The organism is Aminobacterium sp. UBA4834, assembly GCF_002400205.1.
GTDB classification, from domain to species: Bacteria; Synergistota; Synergistia; order Synergistales; family Aminobacteriaceae; genus Aminobacterium; species Aminobacterium mobile.
In genome coordinates this window covers 181,218-193,005 of sequence record NZ_DHFC01000018.1, presented here as the reverse complement: position 1 = coordinate 193,005, position 11,788 = coordinate 181,218, and the positions used below count along the sequence as shown (strand labels likewise).

The following is an 11,788-nucleotide window of genomic DNA, read 5'->3' as shown; positions in this document are numbered from 1 at the left end:
ATCGGTGAATTTAGTTATGGGAGTTCGAGGCGACAATTCTTCAATTTCCCTTGTCAAAATGTATCGTTCTACCGTTTGTTGCCATGTTTCCTCGGTGTGAAAAAGCCTTGCCACGTTTCCGGACATGCAGAATCCCTCCCATTGAAAGAGAATTCCTTAAAAATGTCAGGGTGGCTTTTGGGGGCTTAAAATTGTAGTGCGATTCTAGAACGACGGCCTACCCCTTTGCACGAGCTTTTCATCTCGAAGGAAATACGGTAAAATATCCCCTAAAAGGTTGCATGAATGCCTGTTCCGTGGTAATATTTCCTCCGTTCAAGATGTGCCAGTAGCTCAGTTGGATAGAGCGTCGGTCTACGGAACCGAAGGTCACGGGTTCGAATCCTGTCTGGCACGCCATTTAGATTCGTCAACCGCTCTTCATATGAAGAGCGGTTTTTTTATTGCAATGGCAGTTTGCCCGTAGATCTACAGAGCTTTCTTCACAGCGTTACGTAAGTTTTTATTGTGATTAAGCAGATTGCGCCCTTCTATCTTACTTCCCCCAATACGTAGTTCTTGCTTCTCAGATGGCAGGCATGGGGTTCTTGCTTGGCAGGCGACTCAGATAATAAGAGCTTTTCCTCATTCTTAAAGTGCCTCTTGTTAATAATATTTCAAAAACATAGTAAAATAGTCCTGCTTGTATGTGCCCATCAGAGTTCAGTGGAGGTGGTGAGGTGAGTAACTACTACGCAGAGAACCTGAGTTCGGCGAAGCTGTTTCAAGTTTACGATACTAATATTGATCGAGTTAAGCAGTATTTGCGGGAAGAAATAGATTTTGTTCGTCGCAATGTACATGGTCATGAGAAAGTATTGGAATTAGGGTGTGGTTATGGGCGAATCATGAAGGAATTGGCTCCTCATGTGGCTTCTATAATGGGAATAGATATATCTCCAGATTCTGTAAGGTTCGGCGAGGAGTATTTAAAAGGTTGCTCGAACTGCGAAATAAAAGTGATGGATGCCCATGTGCTCCAGTTCGGGCCAATTTTTGATGTTGTTCTTTGCCTCCAGAACGGTATTTCCGCCCTAAAAGGGAATGAAAGTAATCTTATTGCCCAGAGCCTTAAAGTTCTTGTTCCAGGAGGAAGAGCTTATTTTAGTACCTATAGCGCTAAATTTTGGAATCATAGACTAGCTTGGTTCCATGAGCAGGCAGATAAAGGGTTGCTCGGCGAGATTGATATGGAAAAAACCAAAGATGGACATATTGTATGTAAAGATGGTTTCGTAGCGCATACTTGTCGCCCGGAGGATTTTAAAGAATTAGCAGAACAGACTAGTTATACATATCTGATCCAAGAAGTAGATGACTCAAGCCTCTTTTTAGTTATAGAGAAAAAGAAAAGGGTTTCTTCATAAAGAACGTTAAAATCTCTTGGGAAGCTTCGGCTTTTATGGTCTGATTTCTCTCTCGTAGACATATTTAACATATTCCATTGGATTGCGTTTTGGAAAGCAGGTCGAACAGAGGGACCTTTCATGCTTCATAATCTTAAGAGGGGGAGTGGTGTTTAAATGTTGTTAACGATTGGTGATGCTCTGATCGTAGTGGATGTGCAGCAAGATTTTTGCGAAGGGGGGAGTCTCGCTGTTCGTGGGGCCAATGCTATAATTTCCGTTATTAATAGTCTTGTACAGCTTGCTCAGAATCGAAAAATTCCAGTTTTCTTCTCTCGCGATTGGCACCCTTCCGATCATATAAGTTTTAAAAAACAGGGTGGTCTTTGGCCTCCCCATTGTGTTCAAGAAGAGAAAGGGGCAGCTTTCCATCCTGGTCTCATTGTTCCCGACACGGCTTTTATTATAGATAAAGGAACATGTTGCGAGAAAGATGCTTATTCCGCTTTTGAGGGTACCGATTTATTGGAAAAACTTCATGCCCAGTCAATCCGGCGAATTTTTGTTTGTGGCTTAGCCACTGATTATTGTGTGAAGAGCACAGCCCTTGATGGCTTATCTCATGGATTTGATGTCTACCTTGTTACTGATGGCATGAAGGGTGTCAATGTAAAGGAAGACGATAGCTGTAAAGCCTTGGAAGAACTAAAAGCAAAGGGTGCACGGCTTGTTACAAGCCATGATGTGGTTGAATCATAATATAATTTTCAACACCTACGCCAATCATTTGCCAATAAGAAGCAATGCGCTTCATTGTTCGTGACCACTTGTGTTTGCTAACCACTTCTAGATAGAAGCGAACGGTTTGCATTCGGGGCGTACTCCCAAATGCAGTTGATTTTGTCTTTAGTCTGGAGCGAAAGGGCCCCTTTAGTAAGGAGCCCTTTCGCTGTGCTGGTTTTGAAGGGGAGGTACTGTATGAAAAAGGTCCTTTATCTACGACAGCCCAAACATACGGCCACCCTGATATATAAGGACAGCCAGTCCGTAAGCTACGATTGTTGTGTAGGCTACTAAGAAAAAGGTCCATTTCCAACTGTTTGTTTTCCTTTTAAAGGCAGCTATAGCTGCTACACATGGGATATAAAGTAATGTCATAACTAAGAATGCGTAAGCACTTAAAGGGGTGAAAAGAGTGGGTAAGACAGCTGCAAGGCCTTCTTCTCCCCCTAAAAGTACTCCAAAGGTCCCTACCACAACTTCCTTAGCAAGGAGGCCGAGGAGGAGCGCGACAGTGGCTTGCCAGAAGCCGAAGCCTGCTGGAGCGAAGAGGGGAGCCATAGCGCGCCCGACATGGCCGATAAGGCTGTTGTAAGAACCATATTCTACGCCGAAGGGAAGGCTGGCCAGAATCCATACAAGCACTACAGCGCTAAAAATTACAGTTCCTGCCTTTTTAAGAAAGAGGCTTGCTCGTTCCCACGCACTTCCCCAAACAGCACGTACCTGTGGCACGTGCTGTTTGGGGGCAACTCCATAACAAATTGGGAAGATTCCCCCTTGAACAGGGTTTTCCCCAAAAGTTTTGCAGATGTAACAGCAACAACAATACCAAGTACATAGAGAGAAAAAACAACAGTCCCGGCATTTCTGCCGAAAAAGGTTCCAGCAAACAAGAGGTAGATAGGGAGCCTGGCAGAACAACTCATAAAGGGTAAGACTAGAAGAGTGATCATTCGGTCTCTTGGGCGCTCTAAAACGCGAGTTGCCATAATAGAAGGAACGTTACACCCGAACCCCATAAGCATAGGGATAAAACTTTTTCCATGGAGGCCTACAGCCCTCATTATTCTGTCCATCACAAAAGCACCTCTGGCCATGTAACCGGAGTCTTCCAAGATGGCTATAAAGGCGAATAGAATGAAGATATGCGGGAAAAACACTATCACCGACCCTACACCGCCGATAACTCCGCCAGAGATAAAACTCCCTACTACTGTTGGGAGCCCCCATTTCTCTATGAATATTGAAGCATACTCACCTAAGATCCCTATCCAATGATCTAGATAGTCAGCAGCAGGGTCTCCTATTGCATAGGTGAGGCGGAACATGCACCATGTAATAAGGAAGAAAATGGGCAGTCCCCATATGCGATGGGTTACAATTCGGTCTACTTTATCTGACAAAGTTACATCTTCTTTTAGAGACAAATCTTTCTTCATTACTTTCCCGGTGAGAGTAGATATATAATTCCACCGTCTCTCTATAACAGCTGTGAGGAGATCATAACCAAGCGACATTTCCAGCTTTTCGTTCTCTTCTTCTAGAATTTTTTGGATAGTTTTGTCGTTATCAAGAGTTTCCAGAAGAGAGAATATAGCGGCATCTCCTTCAGCTATTCGAAGGGCTGCGATATCTTTTGATATTTCTATTTCTCTTGTTACTAATGGATTAACAGCTTCTGCTAACCGTTTCAAAGTGTCTTCTATGTTTTTACCGTAAGGAATAGTTATGCCGTGTTTTTCAACGGGAGTTTCCACGTATTTTTTTACAGCCTTTACTAACTCCTGAATGCCTTTGTTTTCTCGGGCTACGGTAGGAACTACAGGTACGCCAAGCTGTTTTTCCAGTTCCTCCACGTCTATATGAATACCCTTCTTTTGGGCTATGTCAGTCATATTGAGGGCGATAACCACAGGTTGTCCAGCCTCTAACATTTGCAGTACGAGATAAAGACTCCGCTCTAGATTAGAGGCGTCCACTACTGTGATAGTAACTTTTGGCTTTTCCCGCAAAAGAAATTCCGAAGCTACTTGTTCATCAATCGAAGAAGCTCCAAGGCTATAAATACCAGGAAGGTCCACAAGAGAGAACGCCGTGTCCCCCCATTTAAAGTGCCCTTCTTTCCGTTCTACTGTTACACCAGGCCAGTTTCCTACGTGTTGATGAGAGCCTGTAAGTACATTAAAGAGACTTGTTTTCCCTGTGTTAGGATTGCCGGCTAACGCCAGCGTAATACTCCCCATACTTAATGACACCCCCAGCATTTGCTGCACTCTCCATTACATCCACCGCAACTCACTTTTTTTACCATAACCGTTTCTGCCTCATATATGCGAAGGCTCAGTTCATAACCACGAAAAGCCACAGAAATCGGGTCGTTGAGAGGAGCTTTCCGCTGCACTACCAGAGGAGTGCCAGGAACAAGACCCATTTCTAAAACTTTCTTTTTTAATTCTGGATGTCCTTCTATTCGCATAACAATCGCAAGGCTCACTGCCGGTAATTCACTAAGAGGCAGTAATTCGGATTCACTCATATTTTCACCACCTCGAAAAAAATAGTTTGATTCATCAAACTATTTTTTACTAAGAAAAAAAGGAGCGTAGCTCCCAAAAGTGCCGCCTTTATTGATTCTCTATTTCTCGGACAAAAATTCTATCGCCTACTCCTTGCCCAAGGGCAAGGCGGCTTTCTCCTACTTTGAGCAAATAGGGGCCACCTCCCTTATGAAGTACAGTAAAGGACGCGCCAGGCAACAATCCAAGCTCAGCCATCCTTTTCCGGAAGGCTAATCCCCCAGTAAGCCTTTCTATCCTCACTTGCGCCCCTTCTTTAACGAGATGGAGTGGAACCACAAGCGTCATCCTCCTTTACACGCCGAATCCATACGGTGGCAGCCTCGCTTCGGCGCAAAGCCAAACGTGTGCCTCGTATTTCAAACTCAATAGGATCTCCGAGAGGAGAGGTTTGTATGTATGTAATAATAGATCCCGGGACGAGCCCCATTTCCAGTAAACGTTTGCGCAGAGGACCATCAGCAGTAATTCTATTGATAGTTCCCTTCATTCCAGGCCTTAGCATTACAAGAGGGCAGGGTAGTCGAGAAGGATCATCCATTTCTGCTTTCAGATCATTAAACCATGCAGCCCCTTCTCGTTGAGCTTGACAGAAAAAGTCTGTTAAAGCGAGAAGCCGACCATCTGTCTGTTCATCCATTTCGTGTTCCATAATACAAGCGAGAGCCCATGCTTTAGAACGTTCTATTCCTAGAATTTCGGAGAAAAGAAAATTAAGATGGTCATGCCGCCTGTAAACACGCAAGGCCCTCTCTCGCCCATTTTCAGTAAGAGCGACAGCCCCGTATTTTTCATGGTCGAGAAAGCCTGCTTCTACTAATTTTTTAATGGCAGAAACAACTGTCCCTTTTGTCACTTTCAGGCGTTCAGCTAAATCGGTTACAGTTGCTTCTTGTCCATGGATTTCCAAGGCAAAAATGGCCTCTAAGTAATCTTCTATTCGAGCCGATAGAATAGCAATCCCTTCCTTCATTTCCCTTTTTCTCTCTAAGAAAGTTTAGTGTATCAAACTATAGCTGTCAAGATGTTTTTATGGCTCAACACATTATTGTCATGTTGAAAATGATGTTGAATTAGGATACAATGCTTGTGAACGTGATATATATAACGAATATGGAAACTAACTCAAAGGAGTGATGGGTATGGTAAAGGTTCTGTTAGCGTTGATTGCACTTGTGAATGGATTTTACGCCGTACGTTTTGCTCGAGACTTCTTTCGTCACCGTGAAGAGGCGTGGGCTGAACCTGGAAATAATGTCTTTCTAGCTATTTGGGGGGCTATTATTTTCTTTCTTTCGACCTTTGGAATTTCTGATTTTGCTTTATCTACCATCATGTACAGGGCCAAGAAACTTGTAAGTGATACCAAATTACCAGGGACGTTGAATACTCAGTGTGCCATTCCTGTTGCTGTTATGGCGCTGGCATACATATCTGCTATCCATGTGGATCCCATAACGCTGGTAGCCTGCATAGTTGCTCAAATGTTAGGTGCCTATATAGGTCCTCGCTTTGTAGTAAAGCTTCCAGCGAAAACTATCCGTATCTTTATGGGAACAGGGCTTGTAGTTGCCGCCTTTTTTATTTTGGCAGGAAAGCTGAATATTGTTCCTTCTGGCGGAGAAGCAGTGGGTTTGAGTGGAGGGAAGCTCTACGTTGCGCTTGTTCTCCTTTTCATTTATGGAGCTCTTAACAACGTTGGCATAGGTTCATATGCTCCTACAATGGCTACTATTTATGCCTTAGGCGTAAACCCTGCAGTGGCTTTCCCGATCATGATGGGAGCCTGTACTTTTTCCGTTCCTATGGGAGCCATGGAGTTCGTTCGTCTTGGTCAATATGGCCGTAAAATTACGTTTTTCTCCAGTGTCTTTGGAATAGCAGGGGTCCTCGCGGCCGTTTTTATCGTTAAAAGTCTTAATCTCTCTATGCTTCAGTGGGTTATTGCGGCTGTAGTCCTTTATTCTGGAGCGTCCATGCTTTATGAAGAGTTCTTCAAGAGGAAAGCAGTAGCATAAAAATATTTATTAGGGAGGAATTATTATGTTATTAATTTCCAGGGAAGATATATTGAAAATTTTTTCTATGCGAGACGCTATAGAAGCTGATAAAAAAGCTTTTGTAATGCATTATCGAGGGCTAAGCGAGGTTCCTTTGCGTACGAATTTCACACTTCAGACAGGGCAAAGTCTTTTTATGTCGGCCTATGCGAAAGAAATAAATACGTGCGGAGTTAAAATTGTTTCTGTTTTCCCCCATAACCCGGCGAAAGGGTTGCCATCAGTTCCTGCAACAATGATTTTGCTTGATGGGGAGACTGGCGTCGTTTCGGCCATTATAGAAGGAACGACTCTTACACAAATACGCACCGGTGCCATTGCGGGAGCCGCCACAGAACTGCTTTCGAGAAAAGATGCCTCCATTGGCGCATTATTTGGCGCCGGAGGGCAGGCTGCCACTCAGCTGGAAGCTATGTTGACAGTTCGCGATCTAGAAGAAGTGAGGATCTTTGATGTAGATAGAGAACGAGTCCAACGCTTTGTCGAATCCCAAAAGCCCCTTTCCAAAAAATTTAATACGAGGATTATAGCAGCTCAAACTTCTGATGAAGCAGTCGAGGGTGCTCACATAATTACCTCTGTTACCACATCGAGGAAGCCGGTATTTAATGGCAAATTGGTTATGGATGGAGCCCACATAAATGGGGTTGGAGCATATACTCCTGAGATGCAGGAGCTTGATTCGTGTCTCTTAGAAAGAGCGGATAAAGTTTTCGTAGACAATAGAGAAGCTGTTTTGGCAGAGGCAGGAGACTTTATTATCCCTATAAAAGAAGGAAGATTTGCTCCCGAAAAAATTAGCGGAGAGTTGGGAGGTTTGATTGTAGGGGACATAGAGGGACGATCCACAGAAAAAGACGTTACACTGTTTAAAACTGTAGGATTTGCCACTCTCGATGTGGTCGCGGCTTTTACTATATATCAGAAGGCTCGGGAGGCTGGGGTAGGGAAAGAAGTTTCTTTGTAGTTTTTCTATTCCATCGACAGACTCTCTTTTCCTTTTATAGTATTATCTCAGTAGCTTTAAAAAGGCATGATACAATGTGAGGACGGGGTGCTTCCCCGCCCTCATTTATAGGGAGATGGATCAAGTGAAGCGAAAAAAATGCCATCCTTATTTAGTGCCTATTATTGCTATTGTAGAAACTTTAAGTGAAACATTAGGTCCTGACTATGAGGTTGTTCTTCATGACGTTTCCGGCGAAGAGCATCAAATTGTGGCGATGGCTCATGGGGAACTAACGGGACGGACAGAAGACTCTCCTTTAACAGATTTCGGTGAGTACCTGCTTCGTAGTGAAGAGGAATATAAAGGCGTTCATTATATAGCTAACTACCCTTCTTATGCCTCTGACGGGCGACCTTTACGATCAAGCGTAACTCTCTTAAGAGATGGGAACGAAAAGATTATTGGTTTTTTATGTATTAACTACGATATGACCCGAGCTCAAATTTTAAAGGATTTAGGAACAGAATTGACCTGTGTCGTCCCTTTAAAAGCATCTCAGGTTGCCGAAGAAACTTTTGTCCCTTCTTCGGGCTCTCTCTTGCAAAAAATCCTCGAGGAAACGCGCCAACAACGGGGCGGACGCCCTTTACGTTACACTACTAAAAGGGAAAAACTTGAGATTATGTCATTTTTGAAGTCTAAAGGGTTCTTTAGGTTGAAGGGAGCTGTAGAGGCTCTGTGTAAAGAGCTGGGGAAAAGTCGTTATACTGTTTACGGCTATTTAAGAGAGATACGAACTGGCGATAATGACAATAATAATGAAGATTCTTCTCAAGATTAAGGTGTTACATAAAAGGAGACTACTTTGTGCGAAGTGCACCCCAAAAGCTAGACATAAAGTCAAACATTTGGAGGTGCACTTCAGTTTTTCCTTCTTTTATTTTTTTATGCTCTGATCCGCTATGGTTAAGGATCGGGAAAGATTGTTTTTATCTATCTTAAACTGTGCAATCATCTCTCCCAGGCGATGGGCTCCTTCCGAGAGACTCTGTGATTCTACAGCAACTTGTTCACCTGCTTTGGCAGTGTCTTCAGATGCCTGACGTATCGTATCCACTGAGGCTACAACTTGAACGGTCGACTGGGTTACTTGGTCGATTCCAGCTGCCATCTCTTCCGATGATGCTGCTTGCTCTTCTGCTGTGGCGGCTATATTTTGCATAACATCGTTTACGTGCGATATTTCCTCCATGGCTTTTTGCAGCTGTTTTTTAGCTTTCTCTGATCGATTAATAGTTTGTTCTACGATTTCATCGACCTGGCCTATAGACGTCAAAGCGTTTTTAGTCTGGGTTTGTAGATTGTTAATAAGTGTCTCCACTTCACCAGCAGCAACGCCAGATTCTTCAGCAAGTTTTCGTACTTCTTCTGCTACTACAGCAAAGCCTCGACCGGCATCTCCTGCCCGTGCTGCTTCTATAGCGGCGTTTAAAGCCAGAAGATTGGTTTGGTCTGCTATAGTCTGGATGGTTGTTACAAAACGAGTAATAGTTTCAACTGCATTTGCAACAGCTTTCATGCTCTGGGCTGTTTCCTTCGAGCGCTTCCCTACATTTGTGATTTCTTCAACAACTGTAGAAACTTCCAAAGTAGCGGCATTGCTGATTTGCGTGGTTCGAGCAGTTGCTTCGGCACCTTCTGTAGCAGACTTGGCTGCGTTTGTCGCGCTGGAACTTACTTCTTCTACTCCGGCATTCGTCTCTTCTACTGCTGCGCTTGTTGTTTCTGCCAAGGTAGCTACTTGATCTACAGAGGCTTTTATTTCTTCCATGGAAGCTACCGATTCTTCAGAAAGAGCTGCGAGAGATTCAGCGCTGGAGCTGAAACGCTGAGATTCTTCCTGAAGCCCATTTATTATTCCCGAGAGATGTTCTTGTAGATTCAACATGGCATGAAGCATTTGTGCAATCTCGTCTTTTGATTTCATATATTGCTTCATCCATGACAGAGATTGGTTAGAAGAAAAATCAAGATGGGAAAATTGTTGCAACATTTGAGATACGCCATTAATTGGGCGAACAAGAGTGCGGGTGATAAGGATAATGATGAGGCTCAAAATGATAAGCCCAACAAGAGAGGCCGCAATAGTATTGCGAGCCATGATGATGGCGTCTTCTTTTATCTTTGACATGGGAACCTGGATATTGAGGCTCCAGGGGGTTTCCGTATTGCCTAATTGTACAGGAGAATAAATTTTATAGGCTTCCCCGCTGAGGGCATTAGAGAAATCAATAATATTATAAATCTCACCTTTTTGAATATGCGTTAAAATGGTTCCAACATCTTTTAAATCATCAGTACGTTCTGTTAAGTTCTTACCAATAAGCGCTTCATTATCATGATAGATGGTAGTTCCATTATTGGAATAGAGAGAGGCCGTACTTCCTTCCACAACGCTGATGTTTTTCACTATCTCTTGCACTGTAGCTAAATCAATATCTATACCGACGACCCCGGCTATTCCCCCATTTAAAAAAATAGGGGTGCATATACTTGTAATAAACTCAAAATCATCTTTTTGCCCAGAATAATTATAAAGATAGGGGTTCATAACAACAGTTTTTCCAGTTTTTTTAGGAAGGATATAGAAATCTCCTTCCCCATTTTTGCTTAACAAAGATTCTGTTATGTCAAAAGAACGTTGAATATGTCCGTTTTTCTTGACAAAATCTACAATAAAACGGCCAGTTTCCTGATACCCGTCGCGTTCCACATACATAGAATCTTTCCCATCAAATGCGTTTGGTTCAAAGGCGACCCATGCGGTAAAAGCGAGGGGCGTTTCTTTTAAAACATTTTCAAGCATCCCTAACACATTTTGTCGGGCCTGGCTATCTTGTCGGTCTATGCCAGATATGCTTTTGGCGAGAGCTTCTGCGGTAATAAGTCCCTTGTCAATTTCTGAGGCGATAGCGTAGGCTGACGAACGAGCTGTTTCCGTTACAAGAACCTTTGTTGCCTTCAATGTTTTTCCATGCACGGAAAAAGCAATAAAACCAATTAAAAATGCGAGTATGATCGTGACTGTGGAGAGAAAATAGAGGAGCATTTTGCCCTGAAGTTTGAGTTTCAATAGACTACCTCCTTATAGAATAGCGTTATTTAATATTGAACATGTATATTATGCTAGGTATTGTTATTATTGTTAGGAGCGTAGTGCTTAATAAAACATTATTAGTTTTTATTGTTTGGCTATATTTTGAGTGCTATACACAGTTATAAATTAAGCGAATTATTGTATATGAGTATTGAGACTTATTGTTAACTGGGAAATCATCCTTACTTATATGGGGAAATAGGTGCCGTCATTACTATGTCCAGAAAGAAGCATAACTTGTGAAAAAGTGAAATAAATGCTACTCTACTGTTGTTTTTTGGTAATTAAAAAAACGTATTTTTTACTAAAAGAGATCATTTTTAAGGGGGAGGAGGGATATTTTGAGGAGCCCAACGTGGGGTCGCCTTAGTTTATGCCAAGCTATAAATAAGGTTATGGATTTCGTATCAGGTGATAAGAGTAAAACATACCGTTTCATTATCGGGACAGATTCTCAGGTGCATCGCGAGAGGAGAACAGTTTTTGTCTCCACTATTATTGTGCATCGAGTTGGTTACGGTGCAATTTGTTTTTATGAATCTCGAGGAGAGGTGAAGAAGTACTCGCTTCGGGAACGTATGTTTACTGAAGTGTTTTTGAGTCTTGATTTAGCGACCCGTTTTCTTGATGAGCTTAAAGTGAAGGATTATAGTTTCTTTCAACATATGGGGAGTATTGAAATTCATGTTGATGTGGGAGAAAATGGCGCTACGAGAGATTTAGTAAGCGCTGTAACAGGTATGGTCAAAGGGTGCGGCTTTATTTGTAGAACCAAACCAGAAGCGTGCGGCGCCAGTACTGTGGCAGATCGCCTTACTAAAGTTCCTCTTGTTCAGAAAAACAATGTTTTTGAAGTAACAGCGAGTTGATTAAACAGC

Annotated in this window: 12 protein-coding genes and 1 tRNA gene; 7 read left to right on the top strand and 6 right to left on the bottom strand. The window is 42.8% G+C overall.

Translation table 11 applies throughout. The features are described from left to right. Positions 1 to 322: 322 nt before the first annotated feature. The 3 genes from B3L97_RS07455 (at position 323) to pncA (ending at position 2,144) form a co-directional block, all read left to right on the top strand. Positions 323 to 399 (top strand) — tRNA-Arg (locus B3L97_RS07455). Positions 400 to 719: 320 nt separating this feature from the next. Beyond that, positions 720 to 1,406 carry a class I SAM-dependent methyltransferase gene (locus B3L97_RS07450; RefSeq protein WP_286934709.1) on the top strand — a complete coding sequence of 229 codons (687 nt, stop codon included), beginning with the start codon at positions 720 to 722 and terminating at the stop codon, positions 1,404 to 1,406. A 156-nt stretch (positions 1,407 to 1,562) separates the two neighbouring features. Next, positions 1,563 to 2,144, top strand: a complete 582-nt coding sequence (gene pncA / locus B3L97_RS07445; RefSeq protein ID WP_286934708.1) for a bifunctional nicotinamidase/pyrazinamidase — start codon at positions 1,563 to 1,565, stop codon at positions 2,142 to 2,144. A 237-nt stretch (positions 2,145 to 2,381) separates the two neighbouring features. Here the strand turns inward: pncA and B3L97_RS07440 are convergent, their stop codons facing one another. The 5 genes from B3L97_RS07440 to B3L97_RS07420 form a co-directional block, all read right to left on the bottom strand. After that, positions 2,382 to 2,900 carry a nucleoside recognition domain-containing protein gene (locus B3L97_RS07440; protein ID WP_286934706.1) on the bottom strand — a complete coding sequence of 173 codons (519 nt, stop codon included), beginning with the start codon at positions 2,898 to 2,900 and terminating at the stop codon, positions 2,382 to 2,384. After that, entirely contained in the window at positions 2,825 to 4,411 is a 1,587-nt protein-coding gene (feoB, locus tag B3L97_RS07435) for a ferrous iron transport protein B (protein WP_286934705.1), read from the bottom strand. Before feoB ends, B3L97_RS07440 begins: the two co-directional genes overlap by 76 nt. Positions 4,412 to 4,413: 2 nt before the next feature. Beyond that, entirely contained in the window at positions 4,414 to 4,704 is a 291-nt protein-coding gene (locus B3L97_RS07430; RefSeq protein ID WP_286934704.1) for a FeoA family protein, read from the bottom strand. Between the two features lie 88 nt (positions 4,705 to 4,792). Next, positions 4,793 to 5,023 carry a FeoA family protein gene (locus tag B3L97_RS07425; protein ID WP_024821997.1) on the bottom strand — a complete coding sequence of 77 codons (231 nt, stop codon included), beginning with the start codon at positions 5,021 to 5,023 and terminating at the stop codon, positions 4,793 to 4,795. Next, entirely contained in the window at positions 5,001 to 5,717 is a 717-nt protein-coding gene (locus tag B3L97_RS07420; RefSeq protein WP_024821998.1) for a DtxR family transcriptional regulator, read from the bottom strand. The genes B3L97_RS07425 and B3L97_RS07420 overlap by 23 nt, the downstream gene beginning before the upstream one ends. Positions 5,718 to 5,886: 169 nt before the next feature. On the opposite strand from B3L97_RS07420, the gene B3L97_RS07415 reads away from it, so the two are divergent. The 3 genes from B3L97_RS07415 to B3L97_RS07405 all read left to right on the top strand — a co-directional run bounded on the left by B3L97_RS07415 (position 5,887) and on the right by B3L97_RS07405 (position 8,594). Continuing rightward, positions 5,887 to 6,762: a sulfite exporter TauE/SafE family protein gene (locus B3L97_RS07415; RefSeq protein WP_286934703.1), complete on the top strand. Its 876-nt coding sequence runs from the start codon at positions 5,887 to 5,889 to the stop codon at positions 6,760 to 6,762. A gap of 25 nt (positions 6,763 to 6,787) precedes the next feature. Next, positions 6,788 to 7,771 (top strand): ornithine cyclodeaminase family protein, encoded by a 984-nt coding sequence (locus B3L97_RS07410; RefSeq protein ID WP_024822000.1) that lies wholly within the window; start codon positions 6,788 to 6,790, stop codon positions 7,769 to 7,771. 124 nt (positions 7,772 to 7,895) lie between these two features. After that, the gene (locus B3L97_RS07405; protein ID WP_286846828.1) at positions 7,896 to 8,594 is read left to right on the top strand and encodes a helix-turn-helix transcriptional regulator; all 699 of its coding nucleotides are present in this window, start codon (positions 7,896 to 7,898) and stop codon (positions 8,592 to 8,594) included. Between the two features lie 96 nt (positions 8,595 to 8,690). Here B3L97_RS07405 and B3L97_RS07400 read toward each other — a convergent pair whose 3' ends face one another. After that, positions 8,691 to 10,886 carry a methyl-accepting chemotaxis protein gene (locus B3L97_RS07400; RefSeq protein ID WP_286934702.1) on the bottom strand — a complete coding sequence of 732 codons (2,196 nt, stop codon included), beginning with the start codon at positions 10,884 to 10,886 and terminating at the stop codon, positions 8,691 to 8,693. 365 nt (positions 10,887 to 11,251) lie between these two features. Between B3L97_RS07400 and B3L97_RS07395 the strand changes: the two genes are divergently transcribed. Beyond that, positions 11,252 to 11,779 carry a ribonuclease H-like YkuK family protein gene (locus B3L97_RS07395; RefSeq protein ID WP_024822003.1) on the top strand — a complete coding sequence of 176 codons (528 nt, stop codon included), beginning with the start codon at positions 11,252 to 11,254 and terminating at the stop codon, positions 11,777 to 11,779. Positions 11,780 to 11,788 lie beyond the last annotated feature (9 nt).

Excerpts from the sequence above, each read along its gene's own strand:
- pncA (WP_286934708.1), top strand. The coding sequence starts at position 1,563 with ATGTTGTTAACGATTGGTGATGCTCTGATCGTAGTGGATGTGCAGCAA.
- feoB (WP_286934705.1), bottom strand. The coding sequence starts at position 4,411 with ATGGGGAGTATTACGCTGGCGTTAGCCGGCAATCCTAACACAGGGAAA.
- B3L97_RS07430 (WP_286934704.1), bottom strand. The coding sequence starts at position 4,704 with ATGAGTGAATCCGAATTACTGCCTCTTAGTGAATTACCGGCAGTGAGC.
- B3L97_RS07420 (WP_024821998.1), bottom strand. The coding sequence starts at position 5,717 with ATGAAGGAAGGGATTGCTATTCTATCGGCTCGAATAGAAGATTACTTA.
- B3L97_RS07415 (WP_286934703.1), top strand. The coding sequence starts at position 5,887 with ATGGTAAAGGTTCTGTTAGCGTTGATTGCACTTGTGAATGGATTTTAC.
- B3L97_RS07410 (WP_024822000.1), top strand. The coding sequence starts at position 6,788 with ATGTTATTAATTTCCAGGGAAGATATATTGAAAATTTTTTCTATGCGA.